General features: G+C 59.0%; 19 protein-coding genes and 1 pseudogene. 15 read left to right on the forward strand and 5 right to left on the reverse strand.

Annotated elements, in window-relative coordinates; all coding sequences use genetic code 11:
* Positions 1–45: 45 nt before the first annotated feature.
* The 3 genes and pseudogenes from I6E60_RS11335 to I6E60_RS14730 form a co-directional block, all read right to left on the reverse strand.
* Positions 46–1203 carry a thiolase domain-containing protein gene (locus I6E60_RS11335; protein WP_197125811.1) on the reverse strand — a complete coding sequence of 386 codons (1158 nt, stop codon included), beginning with the start codon at positions 1201–1203 and terminating at the stop codon, positions 46–48.
* Positions 1200–1454, reverse strand: a complete 255-nt coding sequence (locus tag I6E60_RS14670) for an OB-fold domain-containing protein (protein ID WP_307784303.1) — start codon at positions 1452–1454, stop codon at positions 1200–1202. The genes I6E60_RS11335 and I6E60_RS14670 overlap by 4 nt, the downstream gene beginning before the upstream one ends.
* A gap of 15 nt (positions 1455–1469) precedes the next feature.
* A pseudogene (locus I6E60_RS14730) lies at positions 1470–1616 on the reverse strand (zinc ribbon domain-containing protein); the annotation flags it as partial.
* A 350-nt stretch (positions 1617–1966) separates the two neighbouring features.
* Here I6E60_RS14730 and I6E60_RS11345 point away from each other — a divergent pair.
* From I6E60_RS11345 to I6E60_RS11390, 10 genes are all read left to right on the forward strand, one after another.
* A complete protein-coding gene (locus tag I6E60_RS11345) occupies positions 1967–2884 on the forward strand; it encodes an SDR family NAD(P)-dependent oxidoreductase (protein WP_197125872.1) in 918 nt (305 codons plus the stop codon).
* A gap of 37 nt (positions 2885–2921) precedes the next feature.
* Complete coding sequence (locus I6E60_RS11350) at positions 2922–4196, forward strand: cytochrome P450 (RefSeq protein ID WP_197125798.1); 1275 nt, start codon at positions 2922–2924, stop codon at positions 4194–4196.
* A 2-nt stretch (positions 4197–4198) separates the two neighbouring features.
* Positions 4199–4423: a ferredoxin gene (locus tag I6E60_RS11355; protein ID WP_197125797.1), complete on the forward strand. Its 225-nt coding sequence runs from the start codon at positions 4199–4201 to the stop codon at positions 4421–4423.
* Positions 4424–4425: 2 nt separating this feature from the next.
* On the forward strand, positions 4426–5661 hold the full coding sequence (locus tag I6E60_RS11360; protein ID WP_197125796.1) for an NAD(P)/FAD-dependent oxidoreductase: 1236 nt from the start codon (positions 4426–4428) through the stop codon (positions 5659–5661).
* Positions 5662–5707: 46 nt separating this feature from the next.
* Positions 5708–6799 carry an NAD(P)-dependent alcohol dehydrogenase gene (locus I6E60_RS11365; RefSeq protein ID WP_197125795.1) on the forward strand — a complete coding sequence of 364 codons (1092 nt, stop codon included), beginning with the start codon at positions 5708–5710 and terminating at the stop codon, positions 6797–6799.
* A gap of 19 nt (positions 6800–6818) precedes the next feature.
* Complete coding sequence (locus tag I6E60_RS11370; protein WP_231601516.1) at positions 6819–8258, forward strand: aldehyde dehydrogenase family protein; 1440 nt, start codon at positions 6819–6821, stop codon at positions 8256–8258.
* A 109-nt stretch (positions 8259–8367) separates the two neighbouring features.
* Positions 8368–9726, forward strand: a complete 1359-nt coding sequence (locus tag I6E60_RS11375) for an MFS transporter (protein WP_197125869.1) — start codon at positions 8368–8370, stop codon at positions 9724–9726.
* A gap of 77 nt (positions 9727–9803) precedes the next feature.
* Positions 9804–10268, forward strand: coding sequence for an HtaA domain-containing protein (locus I6E60_RS11380; protein WP_197125792.1), 465 nt, complete (start codon positions 9804–9806; stop codon positions 10266–10268).
* 186 nt (positions 10269–10454) lie between these two features.
* Positions 10455–11294: a MaoC family dehydratase gene (locus I6E60_RS14675; RefSeq protein WP_197125867.1), complete on the forward strand. Its 840-nt coding sequence runs from the start codon at positions 10455–10457 to the stop codon at positions 11292–11294.
* Positions 11291–13642: a CoA transferase gene (locus tag I6E60_RS11390; RefSeq protein ID WP_197180413.1), complete on the forward strand. Its 2352-nt coding sequence runs from the start codon at positions 11291–11293 to the stop codon at positions 13640–13642. The genes I6E60_RS14675 and I6E60_RS11390 overlap by 4 nt, the downstream gene beginning before the upstream one ends.
* Before the next feature lie 65 nt (positions 13643–13707).
* Here I6E60_RS11390 and I6E60_RS11395 read toward each other — a convergent pair whose 3' ends face one another.
* Positions 13708–14553, reverse strand: a complete 846-nt coding sequence (locus I6E60_RS11395) for an aldo/keto reductase (protein ID WP_197125786.1) — start codon at positions 14551–14553, stop codon at positions 13708–13710.
* 110 nt (positions 14554–14663) lie between these two features.
* On the opposite strand from I6E60_RS11395, the gene I6E60_RS11400 reads away from it, so the two are divergent.
* On the forward strand, positions 14664–15443 hold the full coding sequence (locus I6E60_RS11400; RefSeq protein ID WP_197180415.1) for an enoyl-CoA hydratase/isomerase family protein: 780 nt from the start codon (positions 14664–14666) through the stop codon (positions 15441–15443).
* A 211-nt stretch (positions 15444–15654) separates the two neighbouring features.
* Complete coding sequence (locus I6E60_RS11405) at positions 15655–17082, forward strand: aldehyde dehydrogenase family protein (protein WP_197125863.1); 1428 nt, start codon at positions 15655–15657, stop codon at positions 17080–17082.
* 113 nt (positions 17083–17195) lie between these two features.
* Here I6E60_RS11405 and I6E60_RS11410 read toward each other — a convergent pair whose 3' ends face one another.
* The gene (locus I6E60_RS11410) at positions 17196–18227 is read right to left on the reverse strand and encodes a sugar-binding transcriptional regulator (RefSeq protein WP_197125782.1); all 1032 of its coding nucleotides are present in this window, start codon (positions 18225–18227) and stop codon (positions 17196–17198) included.
* A gap of 149 nt (positions 18228–18376) precedes the next feature.
* On the opposite strand from I6E60_RS11410, the gene I6E60_RS11415 reads away from it, so the two are divergent.
* The 3 genes from I6E60_RS11415 to I6E60_RS11425 all read left to right on the forward strand — a co-directional run bounded on the left by I6E60_RS11415 (position 18377) and on the right by I6E60_RS11425 (position 23676).
* Positions 18377–20152, forward strand: a complete 1776-nt coding sequence (locus tag I6E60_RS11415) for a glycerol-3-phosphate dehydrogenase/oxidase (RefSeq protein WP_197180417.1) — start codon at positions 18377–18379, stop codon at positions 20150–20152.
* Between the two features lie 69 nt (positions 20153–20221).
* Entirely contained in the window at positions 20222–21739 is a 1518-nt protein-coding gene (glpK, locus tag I6E60_RS11420) for a glycerol kinase GlpK (RefSeq protein WP_197125780.1), read from the forward strand.
* Positions 21740–21825: 86 nt separating this feature from the next.
* Positions 21826–23676 (forward strand): S9 family peptidase, encoded by a 1851-nt coding sequence (locus tag I6E60_RS11425; protein ID WP_197180419.1) that lies wholly within the window; start codon positions 21826–21828, stop codon positions 23674–23676.
* The last annotated feature ends 62 nt before the right edge of the window (positions 23677–23738 follow it).

Raw genomic sequence — 23738 nt, forward strand, 5'->3', positions numbered from 1 at the left:
GGAGTTTCGCGCTTTTCTCGCTTTAGCGAAGGCATCGCGAGCGCGCTAGTTCTCTTTGTTGCTGAGCACCAGGCTGCCAGCGGCGCCGAACATCATCCCCACTCCCTGAACGAAACTGATCTCGACATCAGGAACTTGCGCAGCGGCTTCGCCGCGAAGCTGGCGTACGGCCTCTTGGATGGCGAACATGCCGTATTTGCCGGTGTGAGTGTAAGAGAGACCACCGCCATTGGTATTCATGGGTAACGAACCACCGGCACGCGTGTGACCTTCGCGAATAAACGCGCCAGACTCTCCGCGGCCCACGAAACCTGTGTCTTCGAGCATGTAAAGAGGAAGGTGCGCGAAAGCGTCGTAGAACATCGCGTGATCGACGTCGGCGCGTTCGATGCCTGCTGTCCGAAATGCTTCATCGCTTGATCGGCGGAACGCGCCGAAGCTGTCGAGATCATCCATCTGCGAGATGATGGCGCTTTCTGACGACTCTCCAGACCCGAGCAGATAAATCGCCCGGTTAGCGGAAGGAAGGTCTTTGGCCCGTTCCGCGCTCATCATGACGAGCGCGCCGCCGCCATCCGTTACAACGCAGCACATATCGCGCGTAAAGGGGTACGCGACGGGGGGTGCGTCGAGCACCTCGTCAACGGTGATGGGAGTCTGGCGAAGCGCTCGAGGGTTGCGCTCCGCCCACGAGCGCTGTGCTGAAGCAACTTCAGCGAGATCTCGCCTGGACATTCCTCGAGACTCAAGGAAGCCCATGACGGGAAGGGTGAAGCTCGAGTACGGGGCGAGGGCGCCATAGGGGTGTTCGAACTGTCCGGCCAAGGAAGACGGGTCGCCTACGTAGGGCTTAGTGCCGACACGGGATCGTCCTGATTCACCGTGCGTAATGAGCACGACGTTGGCTGCGCCAGAAGCAATGGCGGAAGCGGCGTGGCGGACGTGCAGCATAAAACTGCACCCTCCGACCGAAGTGCCGTCGAGCCACCGCGGACGAATTCCGAGCATGTCGGCAACTTCATACGCCGGCATTACATCGTTAGCGATGCCATCAACATCCGCCGGGGTTAGGCCGGCGTCAGCGAGCGCGTTAAGGGCGGACTCTACGTGCAGCTCAAGAACAGACATATCCGGGATGGTCCCGAGACGGGTGGATTCTGAAGCGCCAACGATTGCTACATCGCCACCGTGCATCGAGGTCATTTGTTTCTCACTTCTACTGGGCCAAACACCGGCAGCATCTGGTCGCCTCGCTCTTCGAAGCTCACATATAGAGCCATCCCAATAGAGATGGCTTCGGGGCGCGGTTCCACGCCGATGAGGGTGCAGACCATTCGCGGCCCCTCTTCCAGATCAACGAGTGCGATGACTTGGGGTTCCTTCGTCTCGAAGAACGGCAACGGGCGGTAGTTGATGATGTAGGACGCGAGCGTTGCTCGTCCAGAAGTCGTCACCCACTCCAAGTCTGACGACTGGCAGTACCGACAAATCGGTCTGGGATAGAAAAAGTGGCGGCTGCATGCGCGGCAGCGTTGCACCCGCAATTCACTGTTTCGCGTTCCGTCCCAGAACGGAGCTGTCTGGGGAGTGGGTAGGGGTACCGGCCCGGCTGTCATGGTTGCCCTTCGACGACGATGTCGGCGCGTGATCCGCGCTGCTGACGCCCACTGTATACGAATTTCACGTTCTGTACACAAAAAGCCCAAAAGGGGCGCACGAGTGAGGATTATCCGACCCCTCTCGCGTTGCGACTATTGGGTTAAGAAACTCCAATTCAGGCCGAAAAATCAAGAAAATTGTTCAGTTTCACGATGGCACGATGGTCAGTCCTAATGTCTGCGCGCGTGGGAAGATAAATTCGACAACCTGATAATTGTCGCCAATTTGCAACAGTTGTATACAAGTTGCCGAATGACGGCTATTGTTCTGCTAAGTCAAAGATAAAACAGAACACAAAGGAGTGATTGTGGGAATTCTCGAAGGTAAAGTAGCCATCATTACGGGCGGCGGACGGGGCATCGGCGCTTCCATTACCCGCGCCTTCGTCAAAGAAGGCGCATCGGTCGTAGTGAATGACCTCGGTTCCACCGCAGATGGCACCGGGCTTGACGCTGGGCCTGCAACAGACATCGCCGCTGAACTCAACGTAAATGGGCTCCGCGTTGTCGCCGATGGCGGAGATATCGCTGATGTCGCGACCGGCGAGCGCCTGGTCGCCGCAGCTATTGAGAACTTTGGAAAGCTCGACATCGTGGTCAACGTCGCCGGCATTCTTCGCGACCGTATGATTTTCAACCTCGAAGAAAAAGACTGGGACGCGGTCATCCGTGTACACATGAAAGGCGTGTACAGCACCGTGCGCCCTGCATCCGCCTACTGGCGTGAGCAGCGCAACCCCGAGGGAAACTACCGAATCATCAACTTCACCTCGGTATCGGGCCTTCACGGTTCGCCGGGACAGCCCAACTACGCTGCAGCGAAGATGGGCGTCGTCGGACTTACTCAGTCGCTCGCGCAGGGATTGGCTCGCTACGGCGTAACGGCCAACGCAATCGCACCAGGCGCCGCGACTCGTCTCGTCGCTACGATCCCGGATGGGAAAAAGATGGGTGAGGCGCCGGCTGACGAGAGGGTTATGTCGCCGGACAACATTGCACCTGTTGCCGTGTATCTCGCTTCGGATCGCTCAGATTGGATGAGCGGCCGAGTTGTCGCTGCCGCCGGCTACAAGGTCGGACTGTACAACGTGCCCGAGCAGATTGCGGAAATCTCAGGCGACGAGCCGTGGGCAGTTCAGGATCTTGCCACCGAGATCGAGAGCACGTTCCGCCCCCTCGCTGAGGGCCTCGCTCCGAGCCCGTTCTCGTCCCAGACAAAGAAGTAGCTCGTTCAACGAGCACAAAGAAATAGGAGCAAAGTCAATGACGACAGTTTATTCCACAGAGCACGAGTTGACGACCGACGAAGACATCTCCAGCGAAGATTTCTGGAGAAAGAGTTTTGAACAGCGAGACGAAACATTCGCGCGACTTCGCAAGGATAATCCCGTCAGCTGGCACCGATCGCTTGAGGTTCCGACAATGCCTCAGGAGGTGCATGGGGAAGCTGGGTTCTGGGCTGTAACTCTGGCCGAAGACATCCGCTTCGTTAGCGAGAACAACGAGATCTTTAGCTCCGCTGAGCCAGGACACATCAGTTTGGCGCCTCGTTATCCTGGGCTTCTGATTCCGCCGACATTCCTCAGCATGGACCCTCCATTTCATACCCGATACCGCCAGATCATGAGCCGGGCCTTCACTCCCAAGGCAGTCGGTGTGTTGAGCGTCAAGATTAAAGAACGAGCCGCACAGATTGTCGACCGGGTCGTCGGCGCTGGTGAATTCGACTTCGTACACGAAGTGTCGGCAAAGCTGCCGATGCTGACTGTTGCGGACATGGTGGGTGTTCCAGAAGACCTCGTAGGGGCCTTCGCGCAAGCCGGCGACAATCAGGTTGGTGCGAGCGACCCTGACATTCTTCCGGCCGGAGTGAATCCGTTAGATTTCGTGCTGCAGCAAATCGCAATTCTGCAGGAGATTGGCGTCGACATTGTCAATCACCGCCGCAAGTACCCTGCTGCAGACATTGCGACGGCACTGGCAAATGCCGATTTCGACGGCAAACCGTTGAGCGATGACGACATCGGCGCAATGATGCTGTTGTTGAGCGTCGCCGGCAACGATACGACGAAGCAGACGACGTCACGGACTGTTGTGTCACTTGACCGTAACCCGGACCAGCGCGACTGGCTCATGGAAGACTACGAAGGCCGTATTGCTGGGTCGATCGAAGAGTTCGTTCGCCATGCATCGCCCGTCATTGAGTTCGCGCGCACCGCACGCGAAGACATCGAGCTGCGTGGACAGAAGATTCTCAAGGGCGACAAGGTCGTCATCTTCTACGGATCGGGAAACCGTGACGAACGCGAATTCGAGGATCCTCACAAGTTCGACCTCACCCGTGGACGCAGCCCACACGTTGGTTTCGGTGGCGGTGGAGTGCACTTCTGTCTCGGCAATGGTGTCGCGAAGGCTCAACTGAACGCGCTCTTCAGTGAGATTACGACCAAGCTGCCGAACATGGAGGTTGGTGAGCCAGTGAACCTGTACAGCAATTTCATTAATGGCGTCAAGAACCTTCCAGTGAAGGTGAGCTGATCATGAGTGACGTTCACACCGAAGCGGCACGCATGAGGATCGTTGTTGACCGCGGCCGCTGCACTGGCATTGGCATCTGTGAATCCTTGGCACCCGAGCACTTTGAAGTCAGTGACGATGGGTCACTGCTGCTGCTCAGCGAAACAGTCACGGATGCTGATCTAGAAGACGTAGAAACGGCCGTGCGCTCGTGCCCAGCAAAAGCGCTCAAGCTAGAGGTAATCTGAAAATGACTAATGAAGCAGGAGCCGGGCTCGTTGTAGTTGGAGCGAGCCTGGCCGGCCTTCGCGCGGTTGAATCCGCGCGACGTGGTGGGTATACCGATTCCATTACACTCATCGGGGCCGAGATCTATCTCCCGTACGACCGCCCTCCGCTGTCAAAAGGATTCCTCGCTGAGGGAGCGTCTCCCGACTACTTCCTCACAGAAGAGGAACTTCGCACTGAGCTCAACGTAGATCTTCGGTTGGGTACTTTCGTCGACGGCGTTGACACGGAACGAAAGGTGGTCACGGTTGGCGATCAAGAGATTCCCTATGAACGCCTCATCATTGCAACGGGCGCAGAGCCACGGGTACTTGCGCACCTTCCCGCGATTGACGGCATTCTGACGCTACGTACCCTCGAGGATGCGCGTCAGATCCGCGATGCAATCGGCGAAGGTAGCAACCTTGTTGTCATCGGTGCAGGCTTCATCGGTTCAGAGATCGCGTCCTCGGCGCAGGCCAGAGGTGCGACGGTCACGGTGATCGAAGCCGCACCTGTTCCGCTAGTGCGTGCGGTCGGCGAAGTTGTGGGAAAGGCAATCTCTGCGCTCCACGGGAGAAACGGAACTCGCCTGCTCACCAGCGTACAAATCGATGAGGTAATCGGAACGGATCATGTCGAGGCGGTGCGCCTCAACAACGGCGAGATCATTCCTGCCGATCTCATTATCGTGGGAGTAGGAGCCGCACCAGCAACCAGCTGGCTTGCCGACTCGGGCCTCGAAATGAGCCCTATTGACGGTGGCATCGTCTGCGACGCCTTCATGCAGACATCTGCTGAGGGTGTGTACGCGGCAGGAGATGTCGCTCACTGGCCGAATGGGCTCATGGATTCTACGATGCGCCTCGAGAATTGGACGAATGCCGCAGACCAAGGCACGCAGGCCGCGACTAACGCGCTCTTCTCTGAAAAGGCAAAGAAGTACGAAACTGTGCCTTACTTCTGGAGCGATTGGTATGGCAATCGGATCCAGTTCGTAGGAACGGCAATTGCCGACAGCGTGAGTTTTGTCTCCGGTGGTCCCGACGAAGACAAGTTCGTCGCGCTCTACCGTGCAGGAGACCGCCTCGTCGGGGTAGCGACGCTGAACGAGCCACGACGAATCATGAAATACCGTCGTTTCATCGCTGAGCGCGGCGACTTCGATCGTGCAGGCGACATTCTTCAGCCCGCCACAGCGGCATCCTCCAGCCGCTGACCCCACCCCCATTTCAACAGTATTCAACAAGGAAGTTGTCAAAGAAATGAAAGCAGCAGTACTCAAAGGCCACGACCAGCCGTTCGTAGTGGAAGAGGTCACTCTAGGCGAACTCGCTCAGAACGAGGTGCTTGTTCGCGTGGTCGGAGCAGGCATGTGTCACACAGACATGTTGCCTCGGATCCCCGAATTCGGTGCCATGGTCGCGCCGGTAGTCCTCGGACATGAAGGGTCAGGTGTGGTCGAAAAGATCGGTTCGGCCGTAACCCGCACCGCCGTTGGCGATCACGTACTTATGAGCTTTGACTCCTGTGGCTGGTGCGAATCGTGCCTTCGCGGAGCGCCGGCGTATTGCGTTGAATTCGAGCTGCGGAACGTGACAGGTCGTCGTGCTGACGGCTCCGTCAGCGCGACGACCGAGTCTGGGGATCCAGTCGCCAACCGTTGGTTCGGCCAATCCTCTTTCGCCGAATACTCGATTGCGACAGAGCGCAACATTGTTGTAGTCGACAAGGAAGTGCCGCTTGATCTTCTCGGGCCGCTTGGCTGCGGCATCCAGACCGGTGCTGGCTCAGTGCTCAACGAGATGAAGCTTGCCGCAGGCCAGAGCATTGCAATCTTTGGAGCGGGTGCTGTTGGTCTCTCCGCAGTGATGGCCGCCAAAATTGCGGGCGCCAGTGAGATCGTCGTGATCGATCTCAATGAGAGCCGATTGGAGATGGCGCTTGAGCTCGGAGCGACCCGCGTCGTGCGGGGCGACGACCCTGACGTTCAGGCGGCAGTGGTGGCAGGCAGCAGTGGGGTTGACTTCACGTTCGAGACGACCGCGGTCAGCTCAGTGATCCAAACCTCCATCACCGTGCTCGCTCGTCCGGGCAAAGCTGTTCTTGTCGGCGCTGGTGGTGGAGACCTAGTTGTCGCCCCCAATCTCCTCGCGGGACGCACCGTGACGTATGCCCTAGAAGGTAGCTCAATACCTCAAATTTTCATTCCGCAGTTGCTCGAATTTTGGAAAAAGGGGCTGTTTCCCTTTGAGAAGCTCATTCGAACCTACCCGCTCGCGGACATCAACCAGGCGGAAGCCGACTCATTGTCGGGCGTGACGATCAAGCCTGTACTCGTTGTCAGCGAAGCCTGATCGAGGGGGGGAAACAATCATGAGAAGTGCAGACCTATTCTCGATGCCAGCTCTGGCGACAGTGAACGGCGCAGATTTTGCGACCGAAACAACCTTTGGCGTTATTAACCCGTCGACAGGCGCCGTCTTTGCCCAAGCACCCGCGGTGACTCCGCTGCAGCTAGATCTCGTTTTTGCTGCAGCGGATCGAGCCTTCCAGATGTGGAAGCGGGACGACGAGTTCCGTCGTGCCGGCCTGCTGGCCGCAGCAGCCGCGATTGAGGCTGCCGTCGAGGAACTGGCGCCTATCCTCACCGCTGAACAGGGGAAACCGCTCGCTGACTCACGGATGGAATTTCTCGGCGCTGCCATGTGGCTGCGTTACTTCGCGGAGCTCGAGGTGCCGAGGGAAGTAATCCGAGACGACGCCGAAGGGTACGAAGAGGTTTTGCGCCGCCCGATGGGCGTCGTGAGCGCCATAACGCCGTGGAATTTTCCCATCACGCTCGCTATGTGGAAGATCGCACCAGCATTGCGCGCTGGAAACACAATTGTGGTGAAGCCTTCTCCCTATACGCCTCTAGCTACACTCGCCCTCGCGAAGGTTTTGCGCGGGGTGTTGCCGGATGGCGTGCTCAACGTTGTTACGGGGCCGGATCCGCTTGGTGCCGCAATGGTTTCGCATCCAGTTCCGCGTAAGGTCAGCTTCACCGGATCGACCGCAGTGGGCAAGCGCGTTGCTGTTGCAGCCGCAGAAGATCTCAAACGAGTCACTCTTGAGTTGGGCGGCAACGACCCCGCCATTATTCTCCGGGACGTCAATGTCCAGGAGGTCGCAGACAGCCTCTTCTGGAGCGCGTTCGCCAATAACGGCCAGATTTGCCTAGCCGTCAAACGTGTATATGCGCACAAAGATGTCAAGCAGGAACTGGTAGAAGCACTCGGCGAGATCGCGCGTAAGGCCCGCATCGATGACGGTATGACTGACGGGGTGCAGCTCGGTCCGATCAATAACAAGCCACAGTTCGAGCGAGTGAAAGACCTTGTGCGCGACGCTGTGGGGCGGGGAGCTCGGGTGGTTGCCGGTGGTGAAGCGCTTGACCGGGACGGCTACTTCTACAAGCCAACCATTCTCGACGGTGTCGAGGATGATTTCAGAGTTGTTGACGAAGAACAGTTTGGACCTGTTCTGCCGATTCTCGAGTTCACCGATGAATCCGATGCAATCGACCGGGCGAACAACAGCGAGTACGGGCTCACCGCATCAGTGTGGTCAGCCGATACCGAGCACGCGCTTGCGGTCGCGTCACACATCGACAGTGGGCAGGTTTCGATCAACGCCCATGGGCGAGGAGTGTTGCCACACCTTCCATTCGGTGGCCACAAATGGAGCGGCGTTGGAGTTGAGAACGGCCCGTGGGGGCTGCACAGCTTCACCGAGCTCCAGGTCGTCGCGGGCCCACCGCGAAAGAAGAACTAAAGGACTAGAACACCATTTTCCGGGGTGGCGTGCAGGCGTCACCTCGGTCTATCAAGGCCAACTGGTCGGGCGACCGTAGCCGCTACATGAAACTCAATGAGGAGAAATAATGAGCATGACTACCGCTGTTCGAAAAAGACGGAGCCCGTGGTGGGTGGTATTTGGCGGGGGTGTCGCTGGCGCGTTCGGTCCCGGTCCGGTCGTTCTCAGCACCCTCGGTATCTTTGTTATCCCGATCACTGATGAGACGGGGTGGGGGAGGACTGTCGTTACTGGCGCCTATTCTGTGGCGGCTATCGGCATGGCCATCGGACTTCCCATCGTCGGCCGTATGGTTGACAAGTATGCGTTGCGCCCGGTCCTTGTGATTTGCTGGACCGGCTTCACAGCCTTCACCGCGGTCATCGCGCTTACGCCGGCTGATAACGTCGTACTTTTCTTGGTACCTTTCTTCCTGCTTGGCTTCTTCGGAGCAGGAACATCGCTCACCTTCACCAAGGCGTTAATGAGTTGGTTCGACAACAAGCGGGCACTCGCCGTCGGTGTCATGGCAGCGATTACTGGGCTCGGTACTTCGTTCGTGCCCATCATCGCGGGTGTATTTATTGGCAACTACGGTTGGCGTACCGCCTACCCGCTGATGGCTCTCATCGCCTTGGTTGTCGCGCTCACCATGACCTTTGCGTTTGTCCGCGTGCGTGCCGAGCGCAGTGTTAAGGGGCGACTAGTTACCGAGTCCGTCGAAGATGGCGAGGTTGTCAGCCTTGAATTGCCAGGGCTCACCTTGGGAGAGGCGCTGCGAGGGCGCCACTTCTGGATGCTCGCGCTCGCACTTGGTTTTGTCGGTGTCACAATCGTTGGCTTGCAAGTTCACTTGGTGCCCATGATGTCGGACCGCGGGCTTGGTGTGCCGCAAGCGGTATTGCTGGTGACGATATTCGGGCTCGCATCGCTCGTTGGGCGACTTGTTGGGGGCGTGCTCATCGACAGGATTGATGGGCGCATTATTGGCCCGATCGTGATTATCGCTCCGGCCATCGGCATTTTCTTCCTTCACACCCCCTTCTTGAGCGCGGCGATCGCGGTCGGTCTCATCGGGCTTGCGTACGGAATTGAAGCGGACTTGATCGCTTTCTTTGTCAGCCGTTACCTCGGCATGAAGCACTTCGGACGTATCCTCGGCGTCGTGCTTTCTGCCTTCCTGCTGGGAACCGCGTTCGGCCCGCTCTTGCTCGGTCTTGCCTACGACACATTCGGGTCGTACGAGCCGGTGATTCCGGTACTCGCAGGTGTACTCGTGGTTTCTGCGATCACGATTGCGTTTCTCGGTAAGTACCCCTACCCCGCTATCGAAGGCTTCGATAAGGTCGCGGCGACAGATGAAATGGCCGCTGCTGAAGCGCTGAGCAAACTTGCTCGGCAGGAGGACTCGCAGGCAGAGGCAAGTGAGACTGTGCTGACCAAGTAGTACCCGTTTGTTTGAGTGCGCCGCGCAGGAATCAGTTTTTTGCGCGGCGCACATCAATACCACTGAGGAGTAACCATATGTCAGGACCGGTCAGCCCTTATTTGGCATGGAATGTAAAAACGGCATTCCGCTCTTACGTTGAAGACGTTGGTGGAACTATCGAGGTGACTGATGGTGCGGCAAAGCAGCAGCAAGCTTTTTTGTTCCCGTTTGTTGCGGAGGGCGACGGGGTTCTGAAATTCGGTGGAGCGGTTCGGTTTAGTGCCCACGCTGGAGCCATGAACTTGTTGATCTCGGACCCCTGGGTCCACGTGGATAATGACGGCAGTCGGCTCAGCGTTGCTGGCACAGAGGCCACCCGCACTGCCGGGCTCCGCTTGTTCCTTGCGCAGTTGAGCACTCCGGCTCACGGCGCCGAGGGGGCCGATGTTTCTTCAGTTCTTCTCGAAGCAGCGTTGCTTTCAGAGGGCGCTGTAGCGTTCGATTTCCGCTACGCGGCCGGCACGCAGCTCGACCCCGTTCGCCATTCTGTTTCTACGTGAGCGTCAGAGCAGTTCATTCCTAAATCGAGTTCACCTCTCCCTGTAGCGGCGTCGCGAGTTCCGGCGATGCATACATTTCTCACGATTCAGGCGGTTTGAGCCTCAATTTCTGAATTGAATGCGCTGAATGTATACAAAAAGTCTAAATCCGGCTAATCTGGATCCATCAAACAAAGGAGTTCGATCGTGGCCATCGATACGTCATACGTAGGTAAAACTGGCGCCCCGCTGCGGCGCACGTGGGAATCAAAAGATGCATTGCTCTATGCGGTCGCTGTGGGCGCGGGTCAGGGCGATGCGTCAGCCGAGCTGGAGTTCACTACAGAGAATTCTGCTGTTCAACAGCGCGTGCTGCCATCATTCATTTGTGTCGCGGCTGGCGGACCACTGCCCGACGGCTTCAGCATCGATATGACCAAGATGCTGCACGCGGACATGGGGTTCGAGTTGTTCGGCGACTTGGATGCCAGCGGAGACGTCACATCCACCGCTTCGATCACTGGAATTTTTGACAAGGGTTCAGGCGCCCTAGTATCAACCGCTACCGACGTGGTCGACACGGCTAGTGGAGAGCTCGTTGCGCGTCTACAGTCGGGAATGTTCGTGCGCGGTGAAGGCGGATTCGGAGGCGAGCGTGGACCCGGCGATGGTTGGGAGCAGCCCGATCGAGAACCCGACGTCATCATCACCTACGAGACTCGCCCAGAACAAGCACTGCTCTACCGTTTGACTGGCGACCGCAACCCGTTGCACAGCGACCCAACATTTGCCGCACGTGCAGGATTTCCGGCGCCGATTTTGCACGGCATGTGCACCTATGGCTTCACCGCCCGAGCACTCCTGCACGGCATCGCGGGTTCCGATCCGTCGCGATTCGGCAGTATGCACGCACGATTCACAAAGGTCGTTTCCCTCGGGGAGACGCTCACTGTGCGGATGTGGTCGGAGGATTCGGGCGCCCGATTCCAGACGCTCAATAGTGCGGGCGAAGTTGTGCTCGACCGCGGATCGATGACGCTACGATGAGCGTCCGTAAACAGGCCGGGGGCGACGATACGAGCGCACTGGCAGACATCCGAGTACTCGATCTCAGCACCGGAATCGCGGCGCCCGTCGCGAGTATGTTCCTTGGTGACTTCGGCGCAGACGTGATCAAAGTCGCCTCGCCTGAACCAGACGTCTACGATTCGCTGCCCGGTGCCGCTGTATGGAATCGTAACAAGCGCTCCGTCGTCATTGATTCGACGGTGGAAGCGGACCGAGACTGGTTAGTGGCTGCCATCGGCAACGCGGATGTGTGCATTCTGGGCGCCGCAGACAGCCTAGCGGCCTGGGGCCCGGAGGTTGAGTCTGCGGCTGCGGCAAACATCAGACTCATCGAGCTTCGAATGCCGCCCTACCTTGACGGTTACGCACCGTGGGAGGGTGAGTCAAATGGTCTCTTGGCAGCATATGGCGGACAAGCGATGCGGCAGTCGTCAGTCGCGGGCGGTCCGATCGAGACCATGTCGCCGTATCTCCTCTATATCCATGGCGTGTGGGCAGCGGCATGTTTAGTTGCTGCGTTGGTCGAACGCACGGTTTCCGGGCTCGGGCAAGTGGTGACGGTCACTGGTGTTCAAGGATTGATCGAGGCAACAGTCACTGCGATGAGCGTCGATCCCACCCTGCCTGACCCCTCGATGAAAGTTGGTCCAGCGGGGCGTCATCCTACCTACCGTCAGTTCCGCTGTTCCGACGGTACCTGGATTTCCTGTGGTGCTCTCGGCCCGAAGTTTGAAACGGGTCTGCTGAAAGCCCTCGGCCTCGACGACATTCTCGCTGACCCAAGAATCGACGGGGTATCAGCTCGAATGGCGCTCACGGAGAATTTCGAATGGTGTTTGCCAAAACTCGTCGACGCTTTCGCTTCGCGCACGCGGGAGGAATCGCTCGCGCTGCTTTCCAGCATTGGCATTCCTTGCGGCCCCGCGATGAGCAGGGAAGAATGGCTCGATCACCCACAGATTCGCGGAATCGGTATGCGGGTGGAGATCGACGATCCGGCCCGTGGTCGTGTCGTAATGCCTGGCTCAGCGATTAATCTCACACGCACACCAGCACGATTCGACCGCCATGCTCCCTCGCATGGCGAACACAACGGCGCCACGCCTTGGAGCGCTCGTCCCGTTTCTGAGGAGCCGGCGCCCCGTTTCGTTGAGGGCCCGCTCGCGGGATTCCGAGTACTCAATATGGGAACCTTTGTGGCCTCGCCCTACGCAGGATTCCTCTTGAAGGAACTGGGGGCTGATGTGATCAAGGTTGAGCCACTCACAGGCGACCCATTCCGCGGTTCGGGTTACGCCTACAACAGAGGGATGCGCAGTCTTGCGATTGATCTGAAATCTGAGGCAGGGCAGGGCGCGTTCCATCGGCTCGTCAAGGTCAGTGATGTCGTGATCGACGGCATGCGCCCTGGGGTGATGTCCAGTCTTAATATCGACTACGAGAAACTCGCCGAAATCAACCAAAATATCGTCACGATGTCGCTCTCTGCCTATGGTGAAGGTGGGCCGCTCTCGCAGGCTCCGGGGGTCGACATGGTCGTTCAGGCGATGAGCGGAATGATGACATCGTGGGGCGGGGAGGATGACCCTGTTGCAAATACGATCGCTATCAACGACGTGACTGCAGCCGCGCTCTCTGCGCTCACGTGCGTTCTAGCGCTCTACGACAGGCAGCAAACCGGTCGGGGGCAGCGCACCTGGGACTCGCTGGCGGCGGTTTCGGTCTTCCTGCAGATGGGAGACATGGTCAAGTACGATGGCCGTCCGGAGCTGGCCGTTGGGCGCAGCGACCTTCGAGGCCTCTCACCAGTGCAGTCATACTATGAGACTTCGGATGGGTGGATCTACGTTGATTCCACGCTCGTCAAGGGAGGGCCGGCAGCAGCAACCTCGATGCTGGTGTTCGCGGAACTCATAAACTCAGACACTTCTTCCGGTGACATGGACGCTGTTCGTGAGTCGCTGGCAAAGTCGTTGCGCGAGTTGACGAGCGAGGAGGCGGTGGCTGCTGTTTCGGCGGCAGGGCTTCGTGCAGTGCAAGCGCGGCCGCTGAGTTCAGTGCTCCGTGATCCACGTTTGCTTGACGCAGAGGCAGTGCATGTGCGCACAGCCGACGATAAGAGCAGCTTCATGATGACAGCGCGTTATGCCGGATTCAGTCGGACTCAGCGTCGCGGGCCTTTGAGCCCGGATGGGGTCGGGCAAAGCACGGTAGCCGTGCTCACAGAAGCCGGGTTCGACGACGACGAGATCACTGCGTTGCTTGAGGTTGGCGCTGTGCGGACGGGCGGCCCTGTGCAGCACGTCTTGCCGATCGCGTACCGCTAGGGGACCAAGCCAGAGTGACTCTCTTCCGGCCCAGTACCGCTATGCGGCTGGGCCGGAAGCCGAGTTTAACCGTGGAGTGAAGCGAATTGCTCGTCAGTCAGAGTGATTTCTTCCGCTCCGAGATTTTCGCGAAGATGCTGTTGAGACGATGTACCTGGAATTGGCAGCATGACGTCTGAGCGCTTGAGCAGCCAAGCGATGGCGACCTGCGCGGGAGTGCTTCCCGTCTCCGATGCAACGCGAACCACGGCGTCTGCCGTCGTGAGGTTGCCGGTATCGAGCGGAAACCACGGGATGAAACCAATCCCATTGGCTGCGGCGTAATCAAGTACATTCTCGAAGTCGCGGAATCCAAGGTTGTAGCGATTCTGGACGGTGACGATCTCGGCGACAGCGCGAGCTTGCTCGATTTGCTCGACGGTTACCTCGGAGAGTCCAATGTGACGAATCTTGCCTTCTTGCTGCAGCGCCTTCAGCTCACCGACTTGATCCTCGAGTGGAACCGTCGGGTCAACCCGATGCAACTGTAATAGGTCGATGCGTTCGAGGCCGAGGTTGCGCAGGCTTAACTCAGTCTGCTGACGAAGGTACTCGGGGCGACCAAGGGGGATCCACTGGTTGGGGCCCTGTCGGGTGAATCCAACTTTGGTGGCGATTACGACATCGTTGCGGTAGGGGTGAAGTGCCTCTCGGATAAGGGCATCGGTGACGTACGGGCCGTAGACGTCTGCGGTGTCGATCAGCGTGACGCCGAGTTCCACAGCGAGTCTGATCACCGCGACGGCGTCGTCGCGGTTGGTTGGCCAATCCCAAACGCCGGGCCCAGTGAGTTGCATGGTTCCGTAGCCGATTCGACGCACGGGGAGGTCGCCGCCGATTGCTAGTTGCTGGTTGATCGCTTCGGTGCTCATCGTGTTCCTTTCGATCTGCGTATTGTATACTTTTGCGCCCAGAACGCTAGACTGTTAGGCGTGAATCGCTTAGAAATTGTTTCATTGGTATACAACATCGGTCTCGCGTGATGACGGACGGAAACCTCGCCGTGACGCAGGACTGTGCCGTCGCGACCATCACAATTTCCAACCCGCCCCGACGAAACGCGATGACGCTATCGATGTGGCAGTCGTTCGAGCCGACTCTGGCGAGGCTAGCGGATGACTCAACCGTCACCGTCGTGGTGATTCGCGGTGCGGAGGGGCACTTCTCGGCGGGCGCAGATATTGGCTCGCTCGATTCCATCCTTGATCCAAGCGTGGGGTTAGGAGGGTGGGTTTCTCGTGCAGAGGAGGCGATCGCTGCCTTCCCCAAGCCGACAGTGGCCGCGATCGAGGGGATTTGTTTTGGCGGTGGTTGGGAAGTTGCGGCGGCCTGTGACCTACGTGTGGCGGCCACGAGTTCAAGTTTGGCCATAACGCCGGCAAAAATTGGCATCATCTACCCGTTGTCGGGCATCACGAGGCTAGTGAATATCGTCGGCCCGGCCCGGGCCAAGTACTTGCTCTTTACTGGCAATAGCGTCTCGGCTACCGAGGCTTACGAAATGGGATTGATCACTTCGGTCGTCGCGGATGAACATTTCCCATCGAGCCTTGAGTCGCTCTGTGCCGATCTGGTGGCTAGATCTCAGCTCTCGATTCATTCTACTAAGCAGCTCATCGGCGCTCTCGTGTCAGGCGATGGCGATGTCGAGCAGCTCTACGCGCGCTGGTGGGAAGAGCTGAAGGTGAGCGAGGACCCCTCGATCGGGGCCGCAGCTTTCGCCGCACGGGAGAAACCTAGGTTCGTGTGGGGGCGCGACTAGCTGTCACGCCCTGTGTCGCAAGAATGCATGATGTATACAATCTTGCGTTTTAGGATCCCTGTGAGGATGAATACCCCACATTTTCAGATTAAAAAGTATACAAACAACGCACGTCGGACTATTCTGGCGAGTACGCTTTCAACGGCGTCAAAGGGTTTAGCAACACCAGGTCGTCGGAGTCGATGACCTCGGTTACGAGAGGAAGATTTCAATGACGATTTCCGACACGCAGATGCTGAAAATTGCGGCCACCAGTGGCGGAAAGGACCTTAACGCGTCCAGTTCCTTCTCTGTCATTAACCCAGCGACGGGTCGCTTTTTTGCGGAGGCACCCTCGATCACCGCAGAGCAGCTCCACGGTGTCTTCGAAGTGGCTCAGTCTGCTTTTGCTACGTGGAAGAGGGACGACAACTACCGCCGCGAAGTGCTCAGAGAGATGGCGAACGCGGTTCGGAACGGAGTCAGTTCGATTGCGCCCATTCTCACTGCCGAGCAGGGGAAGCCATTGGATGTGGCGGCGAGCGAACTGATGGCCGCGGCTGCATGGTTCGATTACTACGCAGAGTTAGAGATTCCGCGCGAGGTGATCCGCGATGATGCAGCCGGTTACGAAGAAATCTTCCGGCGCCCGCTCGGAGTCGTCAGCGCGATCACTCCCTGGAATTTCCCTATCGCACTCGCCGTCTGGAAGATCGCCCCGGCGCTTCGTGCGGGCAACACCGTGGTGGTCAAGCCATCGCAATTCACCCCTATGTCAACTCTTGCGCTGGGGCAGCTTTTCCGCGGGATCGTTCCGGACGGCGTGCTCAACGTGGTCTCGGGAACCCTGGGGTCGGCTATGGTCTCGGATCCAATTCCGCGCAAGGTGAGTTTCACGGGCTCCACTGAGATTGGCAAGATCGTCGCCCTTAACGCAGCGGATGACCTCAAGCGCGTCACTCTGGAACTGGGCGGCAACGACCCGGCGATCATCCTTCCGGACGTAAACGTCTCCGAGGTAGCCGAGACTTTGTTCTGGAATGCCTTTTACAACAACGGTCAACTCTGCTATGCCGTCAAGAGGGTTTACGCGCACGAGAGCATTCGCGCTGAGCTCACCGAAGCACTGGGTGAGATTGCTCGCTCCGTGAAGGTCGATGACGGCACTGTGGCCGGAGCACAGCTCGGCCCGATCAACAACGAACCCCAGTTGAGCCGCGTGGCGGAGCTGGTCGAGGATGCGACAAGCAACGGCGCACGCACCGTTGCTGGGGGCTCACGAATCGACAGGGACGGATACTTCTTCCAACCTACGATTCTCGACAATGTTTCTGACAGCACACGGGTCGTTGCTGAAGAGCAGTTCGGGCCTGTGTTGCCCGTTTTGTCATACACCGATATCGATGACGCAATCAAGCGTGCAAACAAGAGTGAGTACGGATTGACGGCATCCGTTTGGTCGGGTGATCCGGAGCGTGCCTATAGCATCGCCGGCGAGCTCGATGCCGGTCAGGTTTCGATCAACGAGCACGGGCGTGGTGTGCGGCCGCACCTCCCGTTCGGCGGGCATAAGTGGAGCGGTGTCGGCGTTGAGAATGGTCCCTGGGGGCTTCACGGTTTCACCGAACTTCAAGTCGTCGCAGGGCCTCCGCGCGTATGACCGTTCGATAGCGCCACGCTACGAAGCGCGGTAAAGCCTCAAGACGATCATTTTCTTCCAACCACACTAGCGAGCGCACTTCGAACTGAAAACTGAGGCGGATACCACGAGCCCTAGCTCGGGGTACCCGCCTCATCGTTGCGCTGCTCGCCTTGGAAGGCGATTTCGCCGTCGGATGCCGCGCCATCCTTGAGCTCGAGAACGTGTTCGACGAGTCTCGTCGCGGTCTGTTCATCGATTACGAGGTCAGTAATAACGCCTGCCCGCAGAGCTGCGAGTAGCGGAATGACCTTGTTGTCGCCGGCGACGCCGCAGATGCGGCGGGGGATTGACCGCAGTTCGGCGGGGGTCGGTCCGGTTGCACGTGCGTTCATCGAGAGGTCTTCGTAGGTGCCATCTTCACGCAAGAAAATGGTGCACACGTCGCCCACAATCCCTTCGCTGTCGAGGGTGGCGATGTCTCCGGCTTCGAGGTAGCCGGCGGAGTAGACGTGGCTGGGCACCTCTCCCGCAATCGCACCGATCGAGAACAGCGCAATATCGGCTCGGCGCTGATATTCGAGCACGCGCACAATTGACCGCTCTGACCACATCGCGTTGCGGGTTTCCGCGTAATCGAAGAACGCGGGCACTGGGAAAAGGTGCACCTGGGCATCGAAGGCGTCACCGAAGTTGGCGATCAGATTACCCGCGTATTCGACTCCCGAGGTGCGCACGTTCGCCGCACCATTGAGCTGAACAACGGCGCTTCCCCGGGTGGGTTTTTTGCCTAAATACTTGGAGATCGCGGCCAAAGTGGTACCCCAAGCAACCCCCATAATCATGTCGGAGTCGAACCAGCTGGTCACCATTCTGGCGGTGGCACGGGCCACTTGATCGAGCCGTTCTGCCTCATCCGCCAGGTCAGCAACCGGGACAACGTGGGTCTCGACGCCGAAGCAACCCTCGATCTTTTTCGCGAGACCGGGACCGCGCGTGGGGGTGGGGCGCAGAGTGATCTCAACGAGCCCACTTTCGCGAGCATCTCGAAGCAGCCGAGACACGCTCGAGCGCGACATATGTAGGTGGTTGGCGATGGTGTCCATCTTGATGTCTTGCAAGTAATACATCGATGATGCCGACAGCATTGCCTCTTCGCGTTCCATGCCTTCCATCCTTGCACGTTCGTGCAGATGTGCTGCTCAGTTTGTCATTGGGTATAGCTACCGTAATACGCTGCTCAACGTGACTCATCTCAGAGGATTCACAGCCGCCCTCGGCGGTACCACCACCACACGTTAGAAGAGCATTGTTCATGGCTGATCAGTCCCTCACTCGAGAAACCCGCGACAGCGCTATCCAGCGCCTCGTTGATAGTGCACAGCCGGGTCGTGAGCTTGACGTGCTCGTTATTGGTGGAGGAATCACCGGTGCGGGAATCGCACTGGATGCCGCAACTCGGGGTCTCGACACCGTCGTTGTCGAAGCCCAAGACTGGGCCGCGGGTTCCTCCAGCCGCGCCAGCAAGCTCATCCACGGTGGACTGCGCTACCTGCAGATGCTCGACTTCAAGCTCGTGCACGAAGCACTCACCGAGCGCGATCTGCTGCTGAACAATGTGGCACCGCACCTCGTGCGTCCGCTGCCCTTCCTTTACCCGCTGCGCCACCACGTGTGGGAGCGCGCTTTCGTCGGTGCCGGTATCGCCCTCTACGACTTCCTCGCGTCCGTCACGGTCAAGAACTCTCGCGGCAAGCGCAGCGTGCCGTGGCACCGCCACCTGTCGCGCAAGCAACTCGCGGCTCGATTCCCCGGCCTCGCTCACGACGCTGCCGTTGGCGCGATCGAATACTGGGATGCCAACGTCGATGATGCTCGCTATGTCGTGAGCGTCATCCGCACCGCTTCCGCCCACGGCGCGGCAGCAGCCAGCCGCACCCAGGTCATTGAAATCACTCACAACGAGGATGGCGCCGTCAACGGTGCCGTCATGGTCGACCTCGAAACCGGAAAGACCTTCCCCGTTCGCGCCAAGGCCGTCATTAACTCCACCGGCGTCTGGACGGGCGAGACTCAAGAGCTTGCCCACGAAAGCGGCGGACTCAAGGTCCTGGCCTCCAAGGGCATCCACATTGTTGTTCCGCGCGAGCGTATCAAGGGTGAAGCCGGCCTGATCTTGCAGACGTCCAAGAGCGTGCTCTTCGTTATCCCGTGGTCGCGCTACTGGGTCATCGGCACCACTGATACCCCGTGGAAAGAGAACCTGCTCAACCCCGCGGCTACCGCCGACGACATCGACTACGTCATTGCCGAAGCGAACGCCGTTCTCGCCCACCCCATCGACCGCACCGACGTGATCGGCACTTGGGCGGGTCTTCGCCCCCTGCTGCAGCCCGGCACGATGGAAGGCACCAACTCGGCCAAGGTGTCGCGCGAGCACACCGTGGCATCGCCCATCCCCGGCCTCACCGTGATTGCCGGTGGAAAGTTCACCACCTACCGCGTCATGGCCAAGGATGCCGTCGACTTTGCCATCGGCAAAGAGGCTGCCAAAGCTAATCCGTCGACCACCGCCCGCGTTGCGCTTCTCGGTGCTGACGGTCTCGCGGAGGCCCGCGCTAGTGCCGCCGAGCTCAGCACCAAGTACGGCTGGAGCGATCAGATGATCGATCACCTGCTGCACCGCTATGGCGCAAACATTAGCGAAATCGCTGCGATGGCGGATGCCGACCCGACGATGGGCAAGCCGCTCACGCACGCGTCCGCGTACCTGCGTGCCGAGATTGCCTACGCCATCACGCACGAAGGCGCCCTGCACCTCGAAGACCTCATGACGCGACGCACTCGGATGAACTACGAGTACCTCAACGAGGGAATGGCCGCCGTTCCTGAGGTCGCCGAAATCGCAGCGAGCTTGCTCGGTTGGGACGAGCAGACCACCGCTCACGAAGTTGCCGTTTACCACCAGATGGCGGATGCCGTGGCTGCTGCCGCGCTCACCCGCGATGACGAAGCCGCATCCACCGTGCGCGAAGCAGCACCGCAGATCGTGCCGCTCGTTACCCCGCCCGCAGCACTCGAATCGAAGTAACCGAACTACTGAAACCGGGCACGAAACTGCCCTACAGAAGTACAGACGATCAATGGAGATACGCCAAAAATGACACAGTACATTTTGTCAATTGACCAAGGGACGACGAGCTCTCGCTCGATCATCTTTGATCATGACGCGCGTATCGTCTCGAACGGGCAGCTCGAACACGAACAGATTTTTCCGCGCGCCGGCTGGGTCGAACATGACCCGATGGAAATCTGGGACAACGTTCGAGAGACAGTAGGCCTTTCGCTGTCGCGTGCGAACCTCACGTACCAGGACATCGCCGCCGTCGGCATTACCAACCAGCGTGAAACCACGGTGGTGTGGAACAAGCTCACGGGCAAGCCGGTCACGAACGCAATCGTCTGGCAAGACACTCGCACTCAGCACATCGTGAACGAGCTCGCGGGCGCCGAGGGACTCGAAAAGTACAAAGCCATCACTGGCCTTCCGCTCGCACCGTACTTCGCCGGACCCAAGGTCACCTGGATTCTCCGCTACATCGACGGTGCTCAAGAAGCGGCCGACCGCGGTGAACTGCTCTTCGGAACCATTGACACGTGGCTGCTCTGGAACCTCACCGGCGGTATCGACGGGGGAGTGCACGCGACCGACGTGACCAACGCATCCCGCACCATGCTGATGGACCTTGACACCCTGCAGTGGCGTGAAGATATCGCCGCCGATATGGGTATCCCGATGTCGATGCTGCCCGAGATTCGTTCATCGAGCGAGATCTTTGGCCATTGCCGCGACCACGGTTCGCTGCCGGGAGTGCCGATTGCGGGCATCCTCGGAGACCAGCAGGCTGCCACCTTCGGTCAGGCGTGCTTCAGCGAGGGCATGGCCAAGAACACCTACGGCACCGGCAACTTCTTGCTGCTCAACACCGGCAACAAGCGCGTGCACAGCAATAACGGCCTCATCACTACGGTTTGCTACAAGATCGGTGACGCCGCTCCCGTCTACGCCCTCGAAGGGTCGATCGCTGTCACCGGATCGCTCGTACAGTGGCTGCGCGACAACCTAGGGATGTTCGCCGACGCCCCTGATATCGAACGCCTCGCTCTCGAAGTCGAAGACAACGGTGGCGCCTACTTCGTGCCGGCCTTCTCCGGCCTCTTCGCCCCCTACTGGCGACCGGATGCTCGGGGAGCCCTTCTCGGACTCACCCGTTACGTCACCAAGAACCACATCGCTCGTGCAGCGCTCGAAGCCACCGCGTACCAAACGCGCGAGGTCATGGACGCCATGAATGCGGATGCCGGAGTCGACCTCGCGGAGCTCCGCGTCGACGGCGGCATGGTGGCCAACGAACTTCTCATGCAGTTTCAGGCTGACCAGCTGGGCGTGGATGTCATCCGCCCCCGCATCACCGAAACCACCGCCCTCGGCGCCGCCTTTGCAGCCGGGATCGCGATCGGTTTCTGGGAGAGCGAGCACGATGTGCTGTCGACCTGGAACGAAGACAAGAGGTGGAAGCCGCAAATGGCGCGCCTCGAGAGAGATCAGCTTTACCGCAACTGGAAAAAAGCGGTAACCAAGACCATGGGCTGGGTTGATGAGGACGTGGAGACCTAATCTGCCTGATTTACCCATGACGGACGTGCTGTCAGTCACGTTCATAATCACACAGCAATCGATACCCACGAAGGGGTAGGGAATCAATGAAAACCTCGTTAGTAAAGAGGAACAGCTTCTGGCTCGTTCTCTCGCTAGTCATGATGGTGGTCACCTCCATTGGTGCGTCCATCGTTCAAACCGGTGCAGGCTCCATCAGCGTGAAGGACATGAACTGGGAGACCTCGTCGGGTCAGACGATGAGCGCACTGCTCTTCAAGCCCGACTCGGCAACCGTCGACAACAAGGCTCCGGTCATCGTGGTGAGCCACGGTTGGTGGAACAACCGCGAAATGCAAGACGCTAACTACGTTGAGCTTGCCCGTCGCGGTTACGTTGTCGTGTCGATCGACATGTACGGCCACGGCAACTCTTCGCCGCTGACCACGGACGTCACGCTCGGCGGAACCGGTATGTACGACGCTGTGAAGCTCGTCGCCGACTTCCCCTACGTTGACACCGACAAGATTGGTGTGAGCGGTCACTCGAACGGTGCGCGCGCAGCAAACTTCTCGACCGTGCTCGACAACGCCGCTGACGAACAGCTCATCTCGGCCATCCTGCTCGTCGACAACGACGCTGTCTACACGGATGCCGAAGCTGATAACGCGTACTTCAACCTCTACGGTGCCCGCGATGTCGGAATCGTTGCTGACCAGTACGACGAGTTCTTCTTCCGCAGCTACAGCCCCGAGGGCGAAGTTCTCACGCCGCCGCGCGAGTACATCGGAACCCCGAACGCTCAGTCGTTCCTCCACTTCGGTGCAAACCCGGAAGAGGTTTCCTCTGACGTTCGCGAAGCGAGCGAGTTCTACACCGACTCCGTCGATGGCACGGATGCTCTCCGTATTGTCTACACGCCAGCACAAAACCACCCGTGGGGAACCATCTCCCAGACAACGGTTGCTAGCCAGATCGAGTTCTTCCAAGAAGCATTCGGTGCTCCCAACGAGATCGCCTCGGGCTCACAGGTGTGGCAGGTCAAGGAGACCTTCACGCTCTTCGGTCTGATCGGCTTCGGAATCTTCCTGCTCGCGTTCACGCGTGCCATGCTCTCGACCCGCGCCTTCGCTGGGCTCCGTACCCCTGCAGCAGCAGTGGTGCCCGCTACCCGCAAGGGACTCGCGTGGTTCTGGGGCGGACTGGTTGTTTCGGCAATCATCTCCGGTTGGAGCTGGTTGATCCTCGCTAACACCCCGTGGGTGGGCGCGATTGCGTTCAACGCTGTTCAGTTCTTCATGCCTCAGGGCGCTGTGTTCTTCGTCGCCTTCTGGGCTGCGGTCAACGCCATTGCCGCGATCATCATCATGACGATCTCGTACCTGGTCTTCGGGCGCAAGAACGGTCTCGACCTTCGTGCCTCTGGAGTGCTGCCTGGCTGGAAGAAGTTCTTCCACGGACTCGGTCTGTCGTTTGTCGTCGTTGTTTCGGCGTACGCGATCGTCTTCGTGCTTGACTACTTCCTCAAGACGGACTTCCGCTGGTGGGTTGTCGCTGTCAAGGCCTTCACGCCTGACAAGGTCGGCATTGCACTCATGTACCTGCCGCTCTTCGCGATCTACTTCGTGGCGAACTCGGTGGCGGTCAACGCCTTCAACCGCTTCTCCATCCGCGGCAAGGAGTGGATCAACACGGCACTGCTCGCGTTCTTCAACGCTCTGGCACCCATCGTTCTCGTCGTTGCTCAGTACACCAACTTCTTCACCACGGGGTACACGATCGACGGCTTCGGCGGAATCTTCAGCATCTGGCTCTACCCGGTCATCCTCATCCTGGCCGTAACCGCAGTCATCTCGCGCAAGATCTACCGTGAGACGAACAACCCGTACATCGCCGGCTTCATCAACGCGGCAATCGTTACCCTCATCTCGGTATCGAACACGCTCACCGCAGCGTAAGTACGCCCTCTCCGATCATCTGATCGGCTCCAGCAGCGCCCCGGTCACCATCTTGACCGGGG

This window comes from Salinibacterium sp. SWN167, assembly GCF_015864665.1.
Lineage (GTDB): Bacteria > Actinomycetota > Actinomycetes > Actinomycetales > Microbacteriaceae > Rhodoglobus.

Bases quoted from the DNA above. Each gene is read 5' to 3' on its own strand.
- I6E60_RS11335 (WP_197125811.1), bottom strand. From the start codon at position 1,203: ATGACCTCGATGCACGGTGGCGATGTAGCAATCGTTGGCGCTTCAGAA.
- I6E60_RS11350 (WP_197125798.1), top strand. From the start codon at position 2,922: ATGACGACAGTTTATTCCACAGAGCACGAGTTGACGACCGACGAAGAC.
- I6E60_RS11355 (WP_197125797.1), top strand. From the start codon at position 4,199: ATGAGTGACGTTCACACCGAAGCGGCACGCATGAGGATCGTTGTTGAC.
- I6E60_RS11360 (WP_197125796.1), top strand. From the start codon at position 4,426: ATGACTAATGAAGCAGGAGCCGGGCTCGTTGTAGTTGGAGCGAGCCTG.
- I6E60_RS11365 (WP_197125795.1), top strand. From the start codon at position 5,708: ATGAAAGCAGCAGTACTCAAAGGCCACGACCAGCCGTTCGTAGTGGAA.
- I6E60_RS11370 (WP_231601516.1), top strand. From the start codon at position 6,819: ATGAGAAGTGCAGACCTATTCTCGATGCCAGCTCTGGCGACAGTGAAC.
- I6E60_RS11375 (WP_197125869.1), top strand. From the start codon at position 8,368: ATGAGCATGACTACCGCTGTTCGAAAAAGACGGAGCCCGTGGTGGGTG.
- I6E60_RS11380 (WP_197125792.1), top strand. From the start codon at position 9,804: ATGTCAGGACCGGTCAGCCCTTATTTGGCATGGAATGTAAAAACGGCA.
- I6E60_RS11390 (WP_197180413.1), top strand. From the start codon at position 11,291: ATGAGCGTCCGTAAACAGGCCGGGGGCGACGATACGAGCGCACTGGCA.
- I6E60_RS11395 (WP_197125786.1), bottom strand. From the start codon at position 14,553: ATGAGCACCGAAGCGATCAACCAGCAACTAGCAATCGGCGGCGACCTC.
- I6E60_RS11400 (WP_197180415.1), top strand. From the start codon at position 14,664: ATGACGGACGGAAACCTCGCCGTGACGCAGGACTGTGCCGTCGCGACC.
- I6E60_RS11405 (WP_197125863.1), top strand. From the start codon at position 15,655: ATGACGATTTCCGACACGCAGATGCTGAAAATTGCGGCCACCAGTGGC.
- I6E60_RS11410 (WP_197125782.1), bottom strand. From the start codon at position 18,227: ATGGAACGCGAAGAGGCAATGCTGTCGGCATCATCGATGTATTACTTG.
- I6E60_RS11415 (WP_197180417.1), top strand. From the start codon at position 18,377: ATGGCTGATCAGTCCCTCACTCGAGAAACCCGCGACAGCGCTATCCAG.
- glpK (WP_197125780.1), top strand. From the start codon at position 20,222: ATGACACAGTACATTTTGTCAATTGACCAAGGGACGACGAGCTCTCGC.
- I6E60_RS11425 (WP_197180419.1), top strand. From the start codon at position 21,826: ATGAAAACCTCGTTAGTAAAGAGGAACAGCTTCTGGCTCGTTCTCTCG.